Here is a 19,635-nt window from a genome sequence, read left to right as displayed (position 1 = left end):
GCCTCGTCAGGGTTGAGCTGGCGCACCGGCCGCTGTCCCATATATCGACGGATCGGGGATGTATCGCTGCGGCTGGGTCCGTGCCAGCGTGCCGACCGGCAGCAGCAGGAAGGCGGTGCCGCGCGCCGCCATGCCGCCCGCGGTCGCCTCCGCCACCGCGCCGGCGCCCCAGAAGGTGTCGAAGCGGTTGGCGCCCTTGATCGCGCCGCCGGTGTCCTGCGCCACCCACAAGCCGCTCGCGTCCTGCCGGTCCATCGACAGGAACACCGGCGCGCCGAGCGGCACGTATTTGACGTCGGCGGCGGCGCTGATCCCGCCGTTGACGACATAGCCCATCGCGCCGACCGGCGGCGTGTCGAGTTCGCGGAAGAAGACGAAGCTCTTGTTCTCCGCCATGATCGCGCGACCTTCCTCGGGATGGGCGCGAAGCCAGGCGACGATGCCCTGCATCGAGGTCTGGCCGGGCTGGAGCAGCCCGCGCGCCTTCATCAACGCGCCGATGCCGGTATAGTCGCGCCCGTTCTGCGTATCGTAGCCGACGCGCATGATCTCGCCGTTGGGCAGGCGCAGGCGGCCCGAACCCTGGATCTGGAGGAAGAACACCGACGCCTCGTCGGCGCCCCAGGCGAGCACCGGCGCCTTGCCGTCGAGCACGCCGGTGTCGATCGCGGCGCGGTCGTAATAGGGCACGAGGTTGCTGCCCTGCACGCGGCCGCGGATCTTCTTGCCCTTGAGCGCATCGCTGAACTTGCCGAGATCGACGTCGATCAAATCGTTGGGGCGGGCGTAGATCGGCACGGTGTAGCCGGCACGGCGCTCGCGCGACGCGGCGATCTCGGGCTCGTAATAGCCGGTGGCGAAGGCCTTGCCGTCGCCGACCTGCACCGCCTCGAAATAGCTGGCGAAGAAGGCGCGCGCGCCACCGCGCGCCACGCCGGCGGCAGCGGCGCAGGCGGGCTGCCAGTCGGTGCCGCGGGTGAGGCCGGAGGCGTCGGTACGGCGCATCAGGCCCGGACAACTGGTGAGGAACGCCTGTCGTGCCGCCTCGGCCTGCGCCTCGGTGATCGGCAGCGTCGCGAGGCTCGGGCCGGGGACGATGCCGGCGGTTGCCGCGGTCGTCGCGCCGGGATTGGCGACGACCGGTGCGGCGAGCAGCGGCGTCGCGCCCTGGATACGGCCGTCAAAGCTGCGGCCGCTGGCGATCTGCTGACCGGGGCTGACGGGGCGCGTCGTCGGCCGGCTCGGTTGGTTGACCGGCTGGCGACCGGGCTGGCGAGGCGGCGCATTGCCGGTGTCGAGCGGCACGACGCGGCCGCCGCAGGCGCTGAGAGCCAGAGCCAGCGCGATGCTGGCGATTATGCGATTACCGGTCATCCTGATCCCCGTATGTCCGCCTATCGACTGCGGAAAGCTGCGGCTGTGCCGAAGCGGAGGGGTGCCGACAAGGGCCAAGCGGTCGCAAATGCGGTGCGGCGTGTTGGACGACATGGACAAGATGGACACCTTAACGGAAACGATCTCGGGGAATCGTTTCCATTTCTGTGGTGATCCAGAGGTGAGAGGGTCGGCCGGCATGATGGCGGCATAGCAGAGCGCGGCGGGTGTAGGACAGCGGTCGGGTCGGTCTGGTAGCGGGCGTTGTCCTATATCTGCCTCACGAGCTTTTGTTTGAGCTCGGCGCTTTCCAAGCCCATCCCGTCACCCCGGACTTGTTCCGGAGTCTACTCTGCGGCGAGGGAAAAGGCTTGAAGCGACGCCATTCGCTCGTTGCCCGGTGGACCCCGGAACAAGTCCGGGGTGACGAATCTAACGGGAAATCGATCGAGCCTCATCCGCTCAGCCGTATGCGCGCTTCGGGCGCTCCCCTATTCCTCGTCGGTGTCCGCCAGCTTCCAATTGGGGTCGCGACTCTTCAGCGTGCGGGCGAAGGTCCAGACGTCGTGCGTCTCGACCGCATCGGTCAGCGAGCCGGCGATGACATGGCCCTCGGCGTCGCGGGTCACCGCAGCGATATCGGCATCGAAGCGGACGGTGATGCGTGCCTCGCGACCATCGAGCGACGCATCGGCGATCACCGCGCGCTCGATCGAGACCAGACGGTTCTCCAGCGTCTCGCCGGCCTCGCGGCGGGCGGCGATCGCTTCGCCGAAGGCATGGGCGACGTCGGGCTCGGCGAGCGTCGCCAGCGTCGCCTCGTCACCCGCCCAATAGGCTTCCAGCGTCATGCGATAGGCGGATTGTGCGCCGGACAGGAACTGGTTGACGTCGAAGCCCTGTTCACCGGCGATGATCGCCCGCAGGCCAGCCTCCGCACGCGGTTCGATGTTGCGGTTGACCGGCTCACGCGATTCGGCGGTGGCATCGATCGGGCGCGGCGCCAGGGCGACCGCGGCGGGGCGATCGTCGGCGGCACGCGGCAGGGGCTGCTGTTCGTGGCCGGTGCGTTTGCCGAGCACGCTGTACAGGCGCAGCGCCAGGAACGCCGCCACCATCGCGAGTAAAACTACGTAAAACACCGTGCCTCCGATCTTGATCGATACATAGGCCCAAAACCCCTTCAATTCAAACCGGGGCTTTCGACCCGCGGGCTTTTGAGCCCAGCCCGTTGAAACCCGGTTCGGGCGCTGCTAGGCGCGGGCGCCAAAGGCATCGAACGCCCGACATGCGGCTTCGGTCCCCTTCTTTTTCCGCTTCATTCGAGGATCATTCCCATGGCCGACCAGGACAACGGCACTTCGATCGATACGCAGTCGGCGCTCAACGGCGCGGACACCGCCCCCGCCGCCGGCCTGATCTCGCAATACGTCAAGGATCTCTCGTTCGAGAACCCCAATGCGCCGGGCATCTTCCAGAACGCCAATCCGCCGGCGATCGACGTGCAGTTCAACATCGGCACCGCCCAGGTCGGCGAAGAGGTGCATGAGGTGCTGCTGAAGATCGACGTCAAGGCCGAGGTCGAGGGGCAGACCGCGTTCATCGTCGACCTGACCTATGCCGGCCTGTTCGGCCTGCGCAACGTGCCCGCCGATGCGGTGCAGCCGTTCCTGCTCGGCGAAGCGCCGCGGCTGCTCTTCCCCTTCGCGCGCCGCGTGCTCGCCGATTGCGTGCGCGACGGCGGCTTCCCGCCGCTGCTGCTCGAGCCGATCGACTTCGCGCAGCTCTATCTGCAGCAGGCGGAGCAGAACGGCGCCTTCTCGGTCGGCGACGTCGGCCACGCCTGATCCATAAGGCGGGGGGCGCGGTCGCGTGAATCTGACCAAGGCGCTCGGCTCGGTGGGCGGGCTGACGCTCGCCAGCCGGGTGCTGGGGCTGGTGCGCGACGCTTTGTTCGCGCGCTTCGTCGGCGCCGGCTTCGCTTCGGACGCGTTCCTGATCGCCTTCCGCCTGCCCAACATGTTCCGCGCCTTGTTCGCGGAGGGCGCCTTCTCGGCGGCGTTCATCCCGATGTTCAACCGCAAGGTGGCCGAAGCCGGCGGCGACGGGCTGCCGACCGGGGTGCGCTTCGCCGAGGACGCGCTGTCGGTGCTGCTGCCGATCCTGATCGGCATGACCGTGCTGATCGAGATCGCCGCCTGGCCGGTGACGTGGCTGCTCACCTGGGGCTTCAACGACGCCTCGCATGACCAGTTCGCCTATGTCGTCCAGCTCTGCCGCCTCACCTTCCCCTATCTGCTGCTGATCAGCCTCGTCTCGCTGCTCGGCGGCATCCTCAATTCGCTGCACCGCTTCTGGGTGGCGGCGGCGGCGCCGATCCTGCTCAACCTGACGCTGATCGTCGCGCTGCTCGTCTTCCACAGCGACCTACCGCTGGTCACCGCGCGCAACCAGGCGATCGCGGTAACGATCTCGGGCGCGTTGCAGCTTGCCTGGCTCTATTTCGCCTGCCGCAAGGCGGGGGTGCATCTGCGCATCAAGGCGCCGCGGCTCGGGCCGGACGTGAAAAAGCTGCTGTCGCTGATCTGGCCCGCCGCGGCGGGTGCCGGCGCGGTGCAGATCAACCTCGTCGTCTCGACCGCGCTCGCCGCCTCGCTGCTCAGCCACGGCTCGGTGACCTATATCTACATGGCCGACCGGCTGAACCAATTGCCGCTCGGGCTGGTCGGGATCGGTCTCGGCACGGTGCTGCTGCCGACGATCTCGCGCCAGCTCGGCAAGGGCGACGAGGCGGCGGCGATGACGACGCAGAACCGCGGCATGGAGCTGGCGCTGTTCCTGACGCTGCCGGCGACGGTGGCGCTGATCGTCTGCGGCGTGCCGATCGTCGCGGCGCTGTTCCAGCACGGCCAGTTCACCGCCGCGGCGGCGCATGCCACCGCACAGGCGCTCGCCGCCTTCTCGATCGGGCTGCCGTCCTACATCCTCGTCAAGGTGCTGACGCCGGGCTATTATGCACGGTCGGACACGCGCACGCCGGTGCGCTATGCGACGGTGTCGATGGTGGTCAATTTGGTGCTCAACCTGATCCTGATCGTGCCGCTCCAGCATATGGGGCCGCCGCTCGCCACCGCGATCGCGAGTACGGTCAACGTCGCCTTGCTCTATAATACATTGCGCAGGCGCGGGCAGTTCGTGCCCGACGCGCAATTGACGCGACGGGCGCCGCGGCTGCTGGTCGCGGCATTGGTGATGGGCGGGGTGATGTTCTTCCTCAACGACCTGTTCGCGCCCTATGTGTCGGGGAGCAACCTGGCGCGCTGGGGCGCGATGGCGGTGCTGGTCGGGACCGGCACCTTGGTCTATGCGCTCGCCGTGTTCGCGACCGGCGCGCTGCGCCCCGCGGACATTCGTCAGCTCATCCGTTCCAGATAAGGCCCATCATGGCAAAGCGCGTCGTTTCCGGGATCAAGCCCACCGGCAATCTCCACCTCGGCAATTATCTCGGCGCGGTGAAGCAATGGGTCGCGCAGCAGGATGCGATCCAGGCGGAGGGCGGCGAGACGCTCTACTTCATCGCCGATCTCCACGGGCTGACCGAGTGGATCGCGCCCGCCGAGCTGCGCGCCAATACGATCGAGATGACCGCGACGCTGGTGGCGGCAGGGATCGATCCCGACCGCTCGATCCTGTTCAACCAGGCGCGCGTGCCCGCGCATAGCGAGATGGCGTGGCTGCTCAACAACGTCGCGCGGGTCGGCTGGCTCAACCGCATGACGCAGTTCAAGGACAAAGCGGCCAAGAACCGCGAGGGCGCGAGCGTCGGCCTGTACGATTATCCGGTGCTGATGGCGGCGGACGTGCTGCTCTACAACACGACGCACGTGCCCGTCGGCGAGGACCAGAAGCAGCATCTCGAACTGGCGCGCGACATCGCGACCAAGTTCAACGGCGATTATGCCACCGAGCTGTTCACCCTGCCCGAGCCGTTGGTCAGCGCCGCGGCGCCACGGATCATGTCGCTCCGCGATGCTTCGGCGAAGATGTCCAAGTCGAACCCGTCCGAACAGTCGGTGGTCAAGCTGATCGATTCGGACGAGGTGATCGCCGACAAGTTCCGCAAGGCGAAGACCGATCCCGACGTGCTGCCGGCGACCGTCGAGGAACTGGCGGAGCGGCCCGAGGCGCGCAACCTGCTGACGATCTTCGCGGCGCTGGCCGACCGCACGCCGGGCGACGTGCTGGCGGATTATGCCGGCAAGGGATTCGGCGCGTTCAAGCCCGACCTCGCCGATCTCGCGGTGGCGAAGCTCGGCCCGATCCGCGACGAGATGGTGCGGCTGCTCGACGACCGCGGCGCGATCGACGCGATCCTCGAGAAGGGCGCAGACAAGGCGCGGACACTGGCGGTGCCGGTGCTGCGCCGCGCGCAGGAGGCGATGGGGCTGGTGCTTTAGCCCCTCCCCGCAAGGGAAGGGCTGTCGCATATGGATATCTATAGGCTTCGGACGACGTTCCAACGCCACCCCGTCACCCCGGACTTGATCCGGGGTCCTGCTTCTTCGGACGGTGCGAGGAAGCGGGATGCCGGATCGAGTCCGGCATCACGGCGATATAAATGCCGTCGGACACTTCAACTGATCGTCGGCGATAGCCCCCTGCAAAAGGGGCGGGTGCGTGTGGCCTCGCGCCCTACCGCTGCTTACGCCTCAAGCTCGCGCATCAGCGTGCGGACGGCGGCGTCGATGTCGCGGTCCTGGTCGCGGAGTTCCTCGATCTTGCGGACCGCGTGGATCACCGTCGAATGGTCGCGACCGCCGAATTTGCGGCCGATCTCGGGCAGCGAGCGCGTCGTCAGGCGCTTGGCGAGATACATGGCGATCTGGCGCGGGCGCGCCACCGCGCGGCTGCGGCGCGCGGAGACGAGGTCGAGCGGCTTCAGCTCGAAATGCTGGCTGACCAGCTTCTGGATCTCGTCAATCGTCACCCGGCGCTGCGCGCCACGCAGCACGTCGCCGAGCGTCGCTACCGCGAAATCGAGGTCGATACTGTCGCCGGTGAGCTGCGCATAGGCGACGACGCGGTTGAGCGCGCCTTCCAGCTCGCGGATGTTGGCGTGAATACGGGCCGCGAGCAGGTCGAGCACCTCGTTGGGGACCTTCGCCTCGGGCAGGTCTGCGAGTTTCCTGTCCAGTATAGTGCGGCGCAACGTGAGGTCGGGTGCCTTGATGTCGGCGACGAGGCCGACCGACATGCGGCTGACGATCCGTGCCTCGACGCCGTCGAGCGCCGTCGGGCAGCGATCGGCCGAGATGACGAGGCGCTTGCCGGCGCTCATGATCTCGTTGACCGTGTGGAAGAATTCCTCCTGCGTCGCGTCCTTGCCGGCGATGAACTGGAGGTCGTCGATCAGCAGCAGGTCGGCGCCGCGCAGGCGCTGCTTGAAGCTGTGCGTGTCGCGGGCGCGCATCGCCGCGACGAAGTCGAACATGAAGCGCTCGGCCGACATGCACAGCACGGTCGCGTCGGGATGCGCGGTGAGGAAGGCGTGGCCGATCGCGTGCATCAGATGCGTCTTGCCCTGCCCCGTCCCCGAATGGAGGAACAGCGGGCTGAACCGCGGCACGCCGGGTTCGGCGAGCATGCGCGCGGCGTTGAAGGCGACGCGATTGGCGGCGTCGACGACGAAGCGGTCGAAGGTGAAGCGCGGATCGAGCGGCGGGCGCTCGGCAGCCGGGCGGAACGGCGCGGCCACCGCCAGCGGCGCCGGGGCAGGCGCCGCCGCGACGGCGGCGACCGGCGCGGGCGTCTCGGCGACCAGCTTGATCGCGACGGGCGCGGCGATGCGCGTCTCGATCGACACGCCGCGGACGTCGGGCAGCAGCGCGCGGAATTCGAGCAGCAGCCGGTCGGCATAATGGTTGCGGACCCAGTTGGTCATGAACGCCGACGGCAGGCCGAGGCGGATCGATTCGGGATCGCCGTCCTCGATCAGCTCCATCGGCTTCAGCCATTGCTCGAAGAGCCGCGCGCCGGCGGATTCGCGCAGGTTGCAGCGGACGCGAGCCCAGGCGCGCTGCGCCTCAGTCTCCGTCACTGCCGCTGCCTGTCGATCGTTCAACGCATACCCCTTCGTTGCCGAAAGCGACGAAATGTCGCCCGGCGGCCGTATTCAAGACAGACAAATCCCCCTTACGGCCAACGGCCGTCCGGCATGCCCACGCTGTTCAGGTCCCCGACCGCGATGAACATCGCTGCGGTGGAGTCGAGTTATGAAGCCTGGGCCGAGTCGATCAACCCCTCGGCAGGTCACATTGTTGAAATAAACGGGATTGACAGCCCGAAGCCCGCAGAAACGCGTTCGGAAATCTTACAAGCCATTGAAAATGCTACATTTTCTGCCCGTTTCCGCACGACTGCCGTGAATGTCAGCCAACACGAATCGCGGTGTTCTCCCGCTTTCCCGGTTCGTTCCTTTTGCGCCCGTTCCGGACATCAAAAAACCCGCCGGGACATGCGTCCCGACGGGTCAAAACTCACTGATTGGTAAGGCTTAGGCGAGCGTGCCGACCGCCTTGGTCAGGCGCGAGAACTTGCGGCTCGCGGTGTTCTTGTGGAGGACGCCCTTGGCGACGCCGCGCTGCAGCTCGGGCTGCACCGCTGCGAGGGCCGTGTCCGCCGCAGCCTTGTCGCCCGACGCCAGTGCCGCTTCGACCTTCTTGATGAAGGTACGGATGCGGCCGATGCGGTTACCGTTGATTTCGGCGCGGCGATCGTTGCGACGGATGCGCTTCTTGGCTTGCGGCGTATTCGCCATTCGGTACGTCCTTGCGAGTAAATTGGTCGATGTCAGAAGAGGCGCCGGATCACCCTACGCCCTCTCGAAGGCAGCGCCCTTAGCGAAGCCGGCGGACGGGGTCAACCGTGACGGGGTGTTTTGCCACCGGTTCCTCCTTATACTTCGCCCTCCCTGTTTCGTCATCCCGGCGAAGGCCGGGACCCATGGATGGGGTGTAGCCGGCGTTGCGAGCGCCTCGTACGGCCCGTGACCATGGATCCCGGCTTTCGCCGGGATGACGAGGTTTAGGCGGAGGGGATCAACTCTTCTGGCATTTCGGGCAGTAGAAGGTCGATCGGCCGCTATCCACCCGGCGTTTGACGGTGCCGCCGCAATGGCAGGGCTCGCCCTCGCGCCCGTAGACGAGGAATTGCTTCGAGAAATAGCCGAGCTCGCCGTCGGGGCGGGCATAGTCGCGCAGGGTCGAGCCGCCGGCTTCGATCGCGGCGAGCAGCACCTCGCGTACCGCCACCGCCAGCCGCTCGAGTCGCGGCAGCGCGATCTGGCCAGCGGCGCGGGTCGGCGCGATGCGCGCGACGTGCAGCGCCTCGCAGACGTAGATGTTGCCGAGCCCGGCGACGATGCGCTGGTCGAGCAGCATCGCCTTGATCGGCGCGGCGCGCGCCTTCAGCGCCTCGCCGAGATAGGCGCCGGTGAACTCCTCCCCCAGCGGCTCCGGCCCCATCGCCGCGAAGGGGGGATAAGCGGCGAGCGCAGCGGTTTCGACGAGATCGAGGAAGCCGAAGCGGCGCGGATCGTTGAGCGCGAGGCTGCGCCCCTCCCCCGTCTCGATGAGCAGATGGTCGTGGGCGAGGCGTTCGGCGGGATCGACCCGCCAGCGGCCGGACATGCCGAGATGGAAGATCAGCGTATCGCCGCGATCGGTGTCGATCATGCCGTATTTGGCGCGGCGGCCGAGCGCGGTGACGGTGGCGCCGGTAAGCCGCTGGCGCAGGTCGGGCGGGATCGCCTTGCGCAGGTCGGCGCGGCGCGGCTCGACGAGGGTCAGGCGCTGGCCGGCGAGCACGGGGGTGAGGCCGCGGACGGTGGTTTCGACTTCGGGGAGTTCTGGCACGTCAAACAGCTAGGTTGCGTTTGCCCCGGCCACAAGCGGCGGCTAGGGCGGTGGCATGACCGACACCGCCACCACCGGAACCGTATCCTTCGGCTACGAGGACGTCGCCCCCGATGAGAAGACCGCCCGCGTCGGCGGCGTCTTTTCCAGCGTCGCCAAGAACTACGACCTGATGAACGACGCGATGTCGGGCGGCATGCACCGGTTGTGGAAGGATCGCTTCGTTCGGCGGGTGCAGCCGCAGGAGGGGCAGCAGATCCTCGACATGGCGGGCGGCACCGGCGACATCGCCTTCCGCCTCGCCGCGTCGGGCGCGTCGGTGACGGTGGCGGACATCAATCCGGCGATGCTGGAAGTCGGCATGGAGCGCGCCGCCAAGCGCGGCATCGACGGACTGGTGTGGACCGAGGCCAATGCCGAGACGCTGACCTTCCCGGACCGGTTCTTCGACGCCTATACGATCGCCTTCGGCATCCGCAACGTCACCGACATCCCCAAGGCGCTGCGCGAGGCGCATCGCGTGCTGCGCCGCGGCGGCCGGTTCTTCTGCCTCGAATTCTCGACGACGACCTGGCCGGGGTTCAAGGAAGTCTATGACGGCTATTCGCACAAGATGGTGCCGAAGCTCGGCCAGTTGCTCGCGCAGGACGCCGACAGCTATCGCTATCTGATCGAGTCGATCCGGCGCTTCCCCGACATGCCGACGTTCAAGGGCATGATCGCCGATGCCGGCTTCGTGCGGACCAAGGCGGAACCGATCCTCGGCGGGCTCGTCGCGATCCACTCCGGGTGGAAGATTTGATGGGGTCGTTTGGCGGTTTCGATGCCGCCGCCTCGCAAGACCCGTCACCCCGGACTCGGTCGGGACTTCAGCGACAGTCTGCGGTGCTGGTGGATCACCACAGTGTTCCTGCGAAAGCAGGAACCCAGGGCCAAGCAGAACAACCCTTTACGGCGCTTGGAACCCCTGGGCTCCTGCTTTCGCAGGAGCACTGGCGAAATTCCGCAGGTGTCACGACTTGTTCCGGGGTGACGTGGCGGGTGTGGCAACGGCTTGACTGGAGTGCGGCGGCCGGTTCGATCGCCATGCCGTCATGACCGCTTCGGTCGTCCACGTCTGGCGGCTCCTGAAATGGGGGCGCATCCTCGCGCGGCACGGAGCGCTCCGCGGGATCGAGCGCGATCCCAATACGCCGGCGCCGGTGCGGCGGCTGGCACGGGTGGCGCGGCTGGGTGCGCGCGTGCCCAAGGTGCCGCGCTATGCCGATGCCTTTCAGGCGATCGGGCCGGCGGCGATCAAGCTCGGGCAGACATTGGCCACCCGGCCCGATCTGGTCGGCGAGGAAGCGACGCAGGATCTGCTGCGGTTGCAGGATCAGTTGCCGCCGGTCCCCTATGCGACGATCGCCGCGGCAATGGAGGGCAGCTTCGGCCGGCCGCCGTCCGACCTGTTCGCCAGCATCGAGGAGGATCCGGTCGGCGCCGCGTCGATCGCACAGGTGCATCGCGCGGTGACCACCGACGGCCGGACGGTCGCGGTCAAGGTGCTGCGGCCCGGCGTCGAGGCGGATTTCACCCGCGCGATCGCCACCTATGAATGGGCGGCGGCGCAGCTCGAGGGGATGAGCATCGAGGCGCGGCGGCTGCGGCCGCGGCTGACGGTGGAGAATTTCAAGCGCTGGACCGCGCGCGAGCTCAACTTCCGGCGCGAGGCGGCGTCGGCATCCGAACTAGCCGAATCGATGACCGCCGAGCCCGATTTCGTCGTGCCTGCGATCGACTGGCAGCGCTCGACCGCGCGGGTGCTGACCGTCGAGTGGATCGACGGGATCAAGCTGTCGGACCGCGCCGCACTGGTCGCGGCGGGCTACGACCTGCCCAAGCTGGCCAATACGCTGGTGCAGGCGTTCCTGCGGCAGGCGATCGCGGAAGGGTTCTTCCACGCCGACATGCATCAGGGCAATCTGTTCGCCTTGCCCGGCAACCGGATCGCAGCGATCGACTTCGGCATCATGGGCCGGATCGACCGGCGCGCACGGGTATGGCTGGCGGAGATCCTCTACGGGCTGATCACCGGCAATTACCGGCGCGTCGCCGAAATCCATTTCGAGGCGGGCTATGTGCCGAGCCATCACAATGTCGCCGAATTCGCGACGGCGCTGCGCGCGGTCGGCGAGCCGATGCGCGGGCTGCCGGTCAAGGACATGTCGATCGGGATGATGCTCGACGGGCTGTTCTCGATCACGCGCGACTTCGACATGGTGACGCAGCCGCATCTGCTGCTGTTGCAGAAGACGATGGTGATGGTCGAGGGGGTCGCGACGCGGCTCGATCCGGATATCAACCTGTGGGAATCGGCGGCGCCGTTCGTGCGCGAGTGGATCCGCACCGAGTTGGGGCCGGAAGCGGCGATCGCCGACCGGCTGATCGCCGACGTCAAGACGATCGCCGGCCTGCCCGAGCTGATCCGGCGGATCGAGGCGCGCTATCCGGCGCCGGGGGGCGAGCCCCCTGCCCCGCCGCTGCGCGAGATCGAGGTGGTGCGGATCGGCGGCGGCTGGCGCTATGCCGCGGTCGCGGCAGCCAGCGCGGCGGCGAGCGTCGCCGCGACCTGGCTGGTCGGCCACTGAGGCGATGATGCGGCGCGTCCCTGCCCCGTTGTGGCTGGCGCAGCCGTCGCGGTTCGCCGGACTGGCGCCGCGCAACGCCGCGGCGGCGCTGGTCGCGCTGGCGCTGCTGCTGCTCGCGTGCCTGCTGGTCTTCGCCGCGCCCGTCCCGCCGGCGGCGAGCGGCGATGCCGCGCAGCGCAGCGACGATCAGGCCGACGTCGTGCTGTACGAGACGATCGTCGCCAACGTCCGCCATGGCGGCGGTTATTATGCCACCGCGGCGGATGCGATGCGCGCGGGCGATTACCCGCTCAAGCCGTTCGTCACCTTTCGCCTGCCGACGCTGGCGATGGTGCAGGCGGCGGTGCCGCACGCGATTGTCGTGATCCTGCTTTACCTGCTCGCCGCGGCGGTGGCGCTTGCCTGGTATCGGCGGCTGGCGCCGGCGTTCGCGCGGCCGCCGCCGCGGATCGTCGCGATGGTGCTGCTTGCCGCCGGACTGATGGCGTTCGTGCAGCGCGACCTGCTCGCCTTCCACGAGATCTGGGCGGGGTTGCTAATCGCGCTGTCGCTCGGCGTGCATCGCGACGGGCAGTGGCTGCCCGCAGTCGCCTTCGGCCTGTCGGCGGCGCTGATCCGCGAGACCGCGGGGCTGTACCTGCTGCTGATGGCGATCCTGGCGCTCGCCGGCGGCGACCGGCGCGAAGGCGCGGCGTGGATCGCGGCGGGGGCGATCCTCGCGCTGGCGCTGGCGGCACATGCGCATGCGGTGGCCGAAGTGGTCGGGCCGCTCGATCCGCAGTCGCCGGGCTGGTCGGGGCATCTCGGCTTCGGCTTCTTCGTGCGGACGATGACGCTGTCGACCGCGCTGATGATCGTGCCGCTCTGGCTCGCCGCGCCGCTGGTCGGGCTGGCGCTGTTCGGCTGGGCGGCGTGGCGCGACGTGCTGGGGCTGCGCGTGCTGGTGGTGATCGCCGCTTATGCCGCGGTGCTGAGCGTGTTCGGGCGGGTCGATACCTTTTATTGGGGGCTGCTGGTGGCGCCGTTGCTGCTCGTCGGCCTCGTCTTCGTGCCCGATGGCGCGCGCGACCTGCTGGCGGCGGTGAGCGACCGGCGGCGGATCACGGTGAAGAGGATCGTTCGATGACGCGTATCCTGCTGATCGTCGGCGGCGGCATCGCCGCCTATAAGGCGTGCGAGCTGATCCGGCTGCTGCGCCGGCGCGGTTATGCGGTGCGCTGCGTAATGACGGAGGGCGCGAGCCATTTCGTCACGCCGATGACGCTCGCCGCGCTGAGCGAGGACCAGGTCTACACCAGCCTGTGGGACCTCAAGGACGAGGCGGAGATGGGGCATATCCAGCTCAGCCGGCAGGCCGATCTGGTCGTCATCGCGCCCGCCACCGCCGATCTGCTGGCGCGGATGGCGGGGGGACTCGCGGACGATCTGGCGACGACGCTGCTGCTCGCCACCGATACGCCGGTGCTGGCAGTGCCGGCGATGAACGTGCGGATGTGGCAGCATGCGGCGACCGTCCGCAACGTCGCGCAGCTGCGGGCCGACGGCATCACCATCCTCGAACCCGACGAGGGGGCGATGGCCTGCGGCGAGTTCGGTCCCGGGCGGTTGCCCGAGCCGGAGGCGATCGCCGCGGCGGTCGACCGCATGCTCGCGCCGCGCGCGACGCCGCTCGCCGGCCGGCACGTGCTGGTCACCGCGGGGCCTACGCACGAGCCGATCGATCCGGTCCGCTATATCGCCAATCGCTCGTCGGGGCGGCAGGGGTTCGCGATCGCCGGTGCGCTCGCCGATCTCGGCGCGACGGTGACGTTGGTCGCCGGGCCGGTGACGCTCGCCACACCGGCGGGGGTACGGCGGGTCGACGTCGTCACCGCGGCCGAGATGGCGGCGGCGGTCACGGATGCGCTGCCCGCCGATGCGGCGGTGATGGTCGCCGCGGTCGCCGACTGGCGGGTCGCCGCCGCGCCGCAGAAGGTCAAGAAGGGCGACGCGCCGCCGGCGCTGGTGCTCGCCGAGAACGAGGATATCCTCGCGACGTTGGCGCACGGGCCGCGCCGGCCGCGATTGGTGATCGGCTTCGCCGCCGAGACCGAGCGCGTCGTCGAGCAGGCGGTCGCCAAGCGGCTGCGCAAGAACACCGACTGGATCGTCGCCAACGACGTGTCGGGCGACGTGTTCGGCGGCGACGCCAACACCGTGCACCTCGCCACCGCCGACGGCGTCGAACATTGGGAGCGTTTGCCCAAGGCCGACGTCGCGCGGCGGCTGGCGCAACGGATCGCCGAGACGCTGTCCGGTTCTTGATCTGTTCGCGCAGGCAGGCTAGCCCTGCGCCATGAGCCAAGCCATCGCCATCCGCCTCCGCCGCCTGCCGCACGGCGAGGGGCTGCCGCCGCCCGCTTATGCGACCGCGGGTGCGGCGGGGATGGACGTGGTGGCGGCCGAGGCGCTGACGCTGGCGCCGGGCGCGCGCGCGGCGGTGGCGACCGGCTTCGCGATCGCGATACCGGAGGGCTATGAGGTGCAGGTGCGCCCGCGTTCGGGTCTGGCGATCAAGCACGGCATCACCTGCCTCAACACGCCTGGCACGATCGATTCGGACTATCGCGGCGAGGTGAAGGTGATCCTCATCAACCTCGGCGAGGCCCCCTTCCCGATCGCCCGCGGCGAACGCATCGCCCAACTCGTCCCCGCCCCGGTTCAGCGCGCGACGCTGGCAATCGTCGACGCGCTCAACGATACCGACCGTGGAAGCGGAGGGTTCGGATCGACCGGCCGATGATCACAGCAATTCTCCTGGCAGCCCAGCTTGCCGGTGCATCGCCCATGCCGATGCCGCCGCAGGACTGGAGCGCGCTGCATCCATTGCCCTACAGCCGCGATCCCGACGATGGCGCCAATCTGTCGAGCTTCGTCCGCGCCGAGGTGAAAGCGGGGCGGTGCAACGCCGCGACGCCGTCGCCGCAGGGCTATGTGCTCAAGGTCGATCTCGCGGTGCTGGTCGGTGCCGGCGGCCAGCCCAAGCGGGTGGTGCCGCGGGCGATCGCCTGCCCCTCGGTCGAGCAATATGCCGCGGGCCTCGTCTCCAGCATGGCGCGCGGCAATATCGCGCCCGGCGTGGCGGATGCCGATACCTGGTATCGGACCAGCCTCACCTTCTCCTGGTCGGCGTGACGCTCTCCGACGGGGAACTGACCCGTTACGCCCGGCACATCGTCCTGAAGGAGGTCGGCGGCGCCGGTCAGCAGCGCTTCGCCGCGGCGCATGTCGTGGTCATCGGCGCGGGCGGAATCGGATCGCCGGCGATCCCCTATCTCGCCGCGGCGGGCATCGGGCGGCTGACGATCGTCGACGACGACCATGTCGATCTGTCCAACCTGCAACGCCAGACGATCTATGCCACCGCCGAGATCGGCGCGGGCAAGGCGGAGACGGCGGCAGCGGCGGCGCGGCGGCTCAACCCGCATGTCGCCGCGGTGGCGCGACCGATACGCGTCGACGCCGGCAACGTCGCTGCGCTGCTCGCCGATGTCGACGTGGTGCTCGACGGTTGCGACAATTTCGCGACGCGGCTGATCGTCGCCGATGCGGCTTATGCCGCGCGGGTGCCGCTCGTATCGGCGGCGATCGGCCAGTTCGACGGGCAATTGGGGGTGTTCCGCGGCTGGGAGCCGGGCAAGCCCTGCTATCGCTGCTTCGTCGGCAGCGATCCCGACCGGCCCGGCGCGACCTGTGCCGAGGACGGCGTGCTGGGGCCGATGGCGGGGGCGATCGGCAGCCTCGCCGCGCTGGAGGTGCTGCGCGCGATCCATGCCTTCGGCGAGGACAGCGCCGGCAAGCTGCTGCTCGCCGATACGCTGTCGCTGCGCTTCCGGACGCTGACGCTGCCGAAGGACCCCGGCTGCCCGACCTGTGGCTTAGCCCGAAATTAAGCGACGGGCGCTAGTTAGCCGGCATGACCAGCGCCAGCCGCCCCAGGATCCTCACCGTCTTCGGCACCCGCCCCGAGGCGATCAAGCTGTTCCCCGTCGTGCGGGCGCTACAGGCGGCGGGCGGCATCGAGACGGTGACCTGCGTCACCGCGCAGCATCGCGGGCTGCTCGATCAGGTGCTCGCCATCGCCGGGCTGACGCCCGATATCGACCTCGACCTGATGGAGCCAGGCCAGTCGCTCGATCGGCTGACCGCGCGGCTGCTTACCGGGCTCGGCGAGGTGATCGACCGGGTGCGGCCCGACCGCGTCGTCGTCCAGGGCGACACCGTGACCGCAATGGTCGGTGCACTCGCCGCCTATTATCGCAAGATCCCGGTCGCGCACGTCGAGGCGGGGCTGCGCTCGGGCGACATCTACCAGCCCTGGCCGGAAGAGGTGAACCGGCGTATCGTCGCGCCGATCGCCGATCTGCATTTCGCGCCCACCGACACGGCCGCGGCGGCGCTGGCGCGCGAGAGCGTCACCGCGGGCGTCCATGTCACCGGCAATACGGTGATCGACGCGCTGCACTGGACGCGCGGTCGCATCGCCGAGACGCCGGCGCTGGCCGGCGATCTCGATTCGCTCGCCGCGCGCTTCGCGGGGAAGCGCATCGTCCTCGTCACGACGCATCGCCGCGAGAATTTCGGTGACGGCATGGCGGCGATCGCGCGGGGGATCGCGCGAATCGCGGCGCGCGACGACGTCGCGGTGATCTTCCCGATGCATCCCAATCCCAATGTCGGCGCGGTGATGGACGAATGGCTCGGCACGCCGGACAATGTCGCGCGGATCGCGCCGCTCGACTATCCGCATTTCATCCGCGCGCTCGAACTCTGCGACCTCGCGCTGACCGATTCGGGCGGCGTGCAGGAGGAGGCGCCGGCGCTCGGCAAGCCGGTGCTGGTTATGCGCGACACCACCGAGCGGCCCGAGGGCGTCGCGGCGGGCACCGCGCGCTTGATCGGCACCGACGAAGACCGCATCGTTTCCGAAGTGTTCACGCTTCTCGATGACAAGGCTGCCTATTCCGCCATGGCACGCGCCCACAATCCGTTCGGCGACGGCCAGGCCAGCACCCGGATCGCAAGGATCATCGCCGATGATTTCGGACTCTGAACTCAAGGTCGTCGTTCTCGGCCTCGGCTATATCGGCCTGCCGACCGCGGCGGTGATCGCGCGGACGGGGGCGAAGGTGCTCGGCGTCGACGTCACCGAATCGGTGGTCGAGACGGTCAATTCGGGGCGCGTGCATATCGAGGAGGTCGATCTCGACGGCCTCGTCTCCGGCGTGGTCGCGCGCGGATCGCTGCGCGCGTCGACGCGGATCGAGCCGGCCGACGTGTTCGTGATCGCGGTGCCTACCCCGTTCGGCGAGGATCATGCGCCCGACATCGCCTATGTGCTGCAGGCGGCGACGACGATCGCGTCGGTGCTCAAGCCGGGCGACGCGATCATCCTCGAATCGACCTCCCCGGTCGGCACGACCGAACGGGTGCGCGACCTGCTCGCCGAGCTGCGCCCCGACCTGCGCGTGCCCGGCCGCGCCGGCGAGGCGGCCGACATCGCGATCGCTTATTGCCCGGAACGCGTGCTGCCCGGGCGCATCCTCGTCGAGCTGATCGACAACGATCGCGTCATCGGCGGTATCACGCCGCGCTGCGCGCGCAAGGCGCTGACCTTCTACCGCCGCTTCGTGCGCGGCGCCTGCGTCACCACCACCGCGCGCGCGGCGGAGATGACCAAGCTGACCGAGAACGCCTTCCGCGACGTCAACATCGCCTTCGCCAACGAACTCAGCCTGATCGCCGACACGATGGGCGTCGACGTGTGGGAGGTGATCCGCCTCGCCAACCGCCATCCGCGCGTCAACATCCTGCAACCGGGGCCGGGCGTCGGCGGCCATTGCATCGCGGTCGATCCGTGGTTCCTCGTCCATGCCGATCCCGCCAACACGCCGCTGATCCGCACCGCGCGGCTAGTCAACGACGGCAAGACCGACCATGTCGTCGCGCAGGCGAGCGCGCTGATCGAGGCGCGGCCCGGCGCGCCGGTCGCCTGCCTCGGCCTCGCGTTCAAGGCGAACATCGACGACTTCCGCGAGAGCCCGGCGCTCAAGGTGGCGGTCGCACTGGCCGAGCGGTTCGGCGACCGGGTGCGGATCGTCGAACCCTATGCGGCGACGCTGCCCAGGGCGTTCGACGGCACCGGCGCGACGCTGATCGACATCGACGGCGCGATCGAAAGCTGTCCGATCATGGTCGTGCTGGTCGATCACGACGTGTTCCGCTCGGTGCCGATCGAGGAACGGCACGACAAGGCGGTGCTCGACACGCGCGGGATCTGGCCGGATCAACCTGCGGTCGCCTCGCCGGTACAGGATGTGCTACGGCTGGTCGGCTAGCCACTTTCACGCGGGTTCAGGCTGTTGCGGCCAGACCTGCGTGGGTATACCTGCCATTCGGCACGATCGACGGGAATCCATGCTCAAGAAGCTGCTCAACGCGCGCCGTTCCACGGTAACGCCGCTGACCGCCATTCCGGAAGGCGAACGCGTCTATGCGATCGGCGACGTCCACGGCTGCGCCGATCTGCTCGATCAATTGCTTGCCCGGATCGATGCGGACGACCGGGCGCGCGATCCTGCGCGCACCACGATCGTCTTCCTCGGCGACCTCGTCGACCGCGGCCCGGCGTCGGCGGCGGTGATCGAGCGGCTGCGGCTGCTCGCGGCGGAGCGGCCGGATACGCGATTCCTGCTCGGCAACCACGAGGAGGTGTTCCTCGAATCGCTCAAGGGCGAACCCAAGGCGCTGCGCATGTTCTGCCGGATCGGCGGGCGTGAGACGATCATGAGCTACGGGCTCGACGCCGCCGACTACGACCGGATGGATTATGAGGAACTGCATGCCGCGATGCGCGTCCGCGTTCCCGCCGAGCATCAGGCGTTCCTCGAATCGTTCGAGGATATGGTGACGATCGGCGACTATGCCTTCGTCCATGCCGGCGTGCGGCCGGGCACCGATCTCGCCGCGCAGCGCGGCGCCGACCTGCGCTGGATCCGCAACCCCTTCCTCGATCACGATCGCGCGCTCGATAAGATGGTCGTCCACGGCCATACGATCAGCGCCGGGCTCGACGAGCAGGTCCATCGGATCGGTGTCGATACCGGGGCTTACGAGACCGGCGTGCTGACCGCTTTGGGTTTGGAAGGCACGGCGCGCTGGACGGTGCAGGCGACCCGCGCGGGCTGACCGGCGGCGGGCGACGTGTGGCGTCGCCGCAACGGTCGCCGGCCATTCCGAAACCGGGCGGTTAAACTGTTGTCGCGCCTATATACTTCTGCCATGCAAACCGGTGACGAGCACAAGAGGGAGTTATATCATGCGTTTCGGTAAGATTGTCATGGCCGCTGCGGCCGCCACCATGGCCGTTGCTCCGGCGGTTGCCGCTCCGGCGAACCCCGCAGCCAGCCTGTCGGTGTCGAAGTCGGTTCGCACCGGTTCGACCTCGGCCAAGAAGAACGAGCTCGCCGGTGGCGGGATCGTCATCGCCCTGATCGCGGCCGCTGCCGTCGTCGCGGGCATCGTCGTTGTCGCCGACAGCGATGACAATGCGGACAGCAACTAAGCTGACCGTTAGCCTCGGCTAGAGAGAGTAGCGGCCTTCGGGCCGCTATTTTTTTGTCCGGCGCCGGCGATGGCGGGCACGAAAAAGCCGGCGCCGGATGGTCCGGCGCCGGCTG

Annotated in this window: 20 protein-coding genes; 15 read left to right on the top strand and 5 right to left on the bottom strand. The window is 68.6% G+C overall.

The features are described 5' to 3' along the window. Positions 1-6: 6 nt before the first annotated feature. Both mltA and AC07U4_RS01140 read right to left on the bottom strand, forming a co-directional pair. Positions 7-1,374 carry a murein transglycosylase A gene (gene mltA, locus AC07U4_RS01145; RefSeq protein ID WP_495194141.1) on the bottom strand — a complete coding sequence of 456 codons (1,368 nt, stop codon included), beginning with the start codon at positions 1,372-1,374 and terminating at the stop codon, positions 7-9. Positions 1,375-1,865: 491 nt separating this feature from the next. Further along, a complete protein-coding gene (locus AC07U4_RS01140) occupies positions 1,866-2,516 on the bottom strand; it encodes a Tim44/TimA family putative adaptor protein (protein ID WP_137898062.1) in 651 nt (216 codons plus the stop codon). A 195-nt stretch (positions 2,517-2,711) separates the two neighbouring features. On the opposite strand from AC07U4_RS01140, the gene secB reads away from it, so the two are divergent. From secB to trpS, 3 genes are read left to right on the top strand one after another with little or no spacing between them, the layout of a single operon-like run. Further along, positions 2,712-3,221, top strand: a complete 510-nt coding sequence (gene secB, locus AC07U4_RS01135) for a protein-export chaperone SecB (protein WP_038658797.1) — start codon at positions 2,712-2,714, stop codon at positions 3,219-3,221. 25 nt (positions 3,222-3,246) lie between these two features. Then, complete coding sequence (gene murJ / locus AC07U4_RS01130) at positions 3,247-4,809, top strand: murein biosynthesis integral membrane protein MurJ (RefSeq protein ID WP_495180424.1); 1,563 nt, start codon at positions 3,247-3,249, stop codon at positions 4,807-4,809. 8 nt (positions 4,810-4,817) lie between these two features. Beyond that, a complete protein-coding gene (gene trpS, locus AC07U4_RS01125) occupies positions 4,818-5,831 on the top strand; it encodes a tryptophan--tRNA ligase (RefSeq protein WP_495194140.1) in 1,014 nt (337 codons plus the stop codon). A gap of 245 nt (positions 5,832-6,076) precedes the next feature. Here trpS and dnaA read toward each other — a convergent pair whose 3' ends face one another. Further along, positions 6,077-7,495, bottom strand: coding sequence for a chromosomal replication initiator protein DnaA (gene dnaA, locus AC07U4_RS01120; protein ID WP_495194139.1), 1,419 nt, complete (start codon positions 7,493-7,495; stop codon positions 6,077-6,079). Between the two features lie 93 nt (positions 7,496-7,588). Between dnaA and AC07U4_RS01115 the strand changes: the two genes are divergently transcribed. Next, positions 7,589-7,924, top strand: a complete 336-nt coding sequence (locus tag AC07U4_RS01115) for a hypothetical protein (RefSeq protein ID WP_495194138.1) — start codon at positions 7,589-7,591, stop codon at positions 7,922-7,924. Between the two features lie 3 nt (positions 7,925-7,927). Here the strand turns inward: AC07U4_RS01115 and rpsT are convergent, their stop codons facing one another. Both rpsT and mutM read right to left on the bottom strand, forming a co-directional pair. Next, complete coding sequence (rpsT, locus tag AC07U4_RS01110) at positions 7,928-8,191, bottom strand: 30S ribosomal protein S20 (RefSeq protein WP_038658785.1); 264 nt, start codon at positions 8,189-8,191, stop codon at positions 7,928-7,930. A gap of 280 nt (positions 8,192-8,471) precedes the next feature. Beyond that, a complete protein-coding gene (mutM, locus tag AC07U4_RS01105; RefSeq protein ID WP_137898065.1) occupies positions 8,472-9,287 on the bottom strand; it encodes a bifunctional DNA-formamidopyrimidine glycosylase/DNA-(apurinic or apyrimidinic site) lyase in 816 nt (271 codons plus the stop codon). A 55-nt stretch (positions 9,288-9,342) separates the two neighbouring features. Between mutM and AC07U4_RS01100 the strand changes: the two genes are divergently transcribed. The 11 genes from AC07U4_RS01100 (at position 9,343) to AC07U4_RS01050 (ending at position 19,520) form a co-directional block, all read left to right on the top strand. Continuing rightward, positions 9,343-10,089: a class I SAM-dependent methyltransferase gene (locus AC07U4_RS01100; protein ID WP_038658779.1), complete on the top strand. Its 747-nt coding sequence runs from the start codon at positions 9,343-9,345 to the stop codon at positions 10,087-10,089. 292 nt (positions 10,090-10,381) lie between these two features. Continuing rightward, positions 10,382-11,917 (top strand): 2-polyprenylphenol 6-hydroxylase, encoded by a 1,536-nt coding sequence (gene ubiB, locus AC07U4_RS01095; protein ID WP_038658776.1) that lies wholly within the window; start codon positions 10,382-10,384, stop codon positions 11,915-11,917. A gap of 7 nt (positions 11,918-11,924) precedes the next feature. Next, on the top strand, positions 11,925-13,043 hold the full coding sequence (locus tag AC07U4_RS01090; protein ID WP_495194137.1) for a hypothetical protein: 1,119 nt from the start codon (positions 11,925-11,927) through the stop codon (positions 13,041-13,043). After that, positions 13,040-14,221 (top strand): bifunctional phosphopantothenoylcysteine decarboxylase/phosphopantothenate--cysteine ligase CoaBC, encoded by a 1,182-nt coding sequence (gene coaBC / locus AC07U4_RS01085; RefSeq protein WP_495194136.1) that lies wholly within the window; start codon positions 13,040-13,042, stop codon positions 14,219-14,221. Before AC07U4_RS01090 ends, coaBC begins: the two co-directional genes overlap by 4 nt. 31 nt (positions 14,222-14,252) lie before the next feature. Then, the gene (dut, locus tag AC07U4_RS01080; protein WP_495194135.1) at positions 14,253-14,699 is read left to right on the top strand and encodes a dUTP diphosphatase; all 447 of its coding nucleotides are present in this window, start codon (positions 14,253-14,255) and stop codon (positions 14,697-14,699) included. Next, the gene (locus tag AC07U4_RS01075) at positions 14,696-15,091 is read left to right on the top strand and encodes a hypothetical protein (protein WP_495180431.1); all 396 of its coding nucleotides are present in this window, start codon (positions 14,696-14,698) and stop codon (positions 15,089-15,091) included. The genes dut and AC07U4_RS01075 overlap by 4 nt, the downstream gene beginning before the upstream one ends. Next, a complete protein-coding gene (locus tag AC07U4_RS01070; protein ID WP_495194134.1) occupies positions 15,088-15,849 on the top strand; it encodes a HesA/MoeB/ThiF family protein in 762 nt (253 codons plus the stop codon). The genes AC07U4_RS01075 and AC07U4_RS01070 overlap by 4 nt, the downstream gene beginning before the upstream one ends. A 23-nt stretch (positions 15,850-15,872) precedes the next feature. Continuing rightward, positions 15,873-17,009 carry a non-hydrolyzing UDP-N-acetylglucosamine 2-epimerase gene (wecB, locus tag AC07U4_RS01065; protein ID WP_495194133.1) on the top strand — a complete coding sequence of 379 codons (1,137 nt, stop codon included), beginning with the start codon at positions 15,873-15,875 and terminating at the stop codon, positions 17,007-17,009. Then, the gene (wecC, locus tag AC07U4_RS01060) at positions 16,993-18,294 is read left to right on the top strand and encodes a UDP-N-acetyl-D-mannosamine dehydrogenase (RefSeq protein ID WP_495194132.1); all 1,302 of its coding nucleotides are present in this window, start codon (positions 16,993-16,995) and stop codon (positions 18,292-18,294) included. Before wecB ends, wecC begins: the two co-directional genes overlap by 17 nt. A gap of 79 nt (positions 18,295-18,373) precedes the next feature. Then, the gene (locus AC07U4_RS01055; protein ID WP_495194131.1) at positions 18,374-19,144 is read left to right on the top strand and encodes a metallophosphoesterase family protein; all 771 of its coding nucleotides are present in this window, start codon (positions 18,374-18,376) and stop codon (positions 19,142-19,144) included. A gap of 130 nt (positions 19,145-19,274) precedes the next feature. Next, positions 19,275-19,520 carry a hypothetical protein gene (locus AC07U4_RS01050; RefSeq protein ID WP_245640815.1) on the top strand — a complete coding sequence of 82 codons (246 nt, stop codon included), beginning with the start codon at positions 19,275-19,277 and terminating at the stop codon, positions 19,518-19,520. Positions 19,521-19,635 lie beyond the last annotated feature (115 nt).

It is taken from the genome of Sphingomonas sp. GW821-FHT02B09, from assembly GCF_059421875.1.
The sequence above is the reverse complement of the archived record's forward strand: the minus strand, read 5'-3'. Positions and strand labels throughout refer to the sequence as shown.

Coding starts and splice junctions, on each gene's coding strand:
- wecC (WP_495194132.1), top strand. CDS start 16,993: ATGATTTCGGACTCTGAACTCAAGGTCGTCGTTCTCGGCCTCGGCTAT.
- AC07U4_RS01055 (WP_495194131.1), top strand. CDS start 18,374: ATGCTCAAGAAGCTGCTCAACGCGCGCCGTTCCACGGTAACGCCGCTG.
- secB (WP_038658797.1), top strand. CDS start 2,712: ATGGCCGACCAGGACAACGGCACTTCGATCGATACGCAGTCGGCGCTC.
- AC07U4_RS01075 (WP_495180431.1), top strand. CDS start 14,696: ATGATCACAGCAATTCTCCTGGCAGCCCAGCTTGCCGGTGCATCGCCC.
- AC07U4_RS01115 (WP_495194138.1), top strand. CDS start 7,589: ATGCCCACGCTGTTCAGGTCCCCGACCGCGATGAACATCGCTGCGGTG.
- AC07U4_RS01100 (WP_038658779.1), top strand. CDS start 9,343: ATGACCGACACCGCCACCACCGGAACCGTATCCTTCGGCTACGAGGAC.
- trpS (WP_495194140.1), top strand. CDS start 4,818: ATGGCAAAGCGCGTCGTTTCCGGGATCAAGCCCACCGGCAATCTCCAC.
- ubiB (WP_038658776.1), top strand. CDS start 10,382: ATGACCGCTTCGGTCGTCCACGTCTGGCGGCTCCTGAAATGGGGGCGC.
- AC07U4_RS01050 (WP_245640815.1), top strand. CDS start 19,275: ATGCGTTTCGGTAAGATTGTCATGGCCGCTGCGGCCGCCACCATGGCC.
- wecB (WP_495194133.1), top strand. CDS start 15,873: ATGACCAGCGCCAGCCGCCCCAGGATCCTCACCGTCTTCGGCACCCGC.
- rpsT (WP_038658785.1), bottom strand. CDS start 8,191: ATGGCGAATACGCCGCAAGCCAAGAAGCGCATCCGTCGCAACGATCGC.
- mltA (WP_495194141.1), bottom strand. CDS start 1,374: ATGACCGGTAATCGCATAATCGCCAGCATCGCGCTGGCTCTGGCTCTC.
- coaBC (WP_495194136.1), top strand. CDS start 13,040: ATGACGCGTATCCTGCTGATCGTCGGCGGCGGCATCGCCGCCTATAAG.
- AC07U4_RS01090 (WP_495194137.1), top strand. CDS start 11,925: ATGCGGCGCGTCCCTGCCCCGTTGTGGCTGGCGCAGCCGTCGCGGTTC.
- dut (WP_495194135.1), top strand. CDS start 14,253: ATGAGCCAAGCCATCGCCATCCGCCTCCGCCGCCTGCCGCACGGCGAG.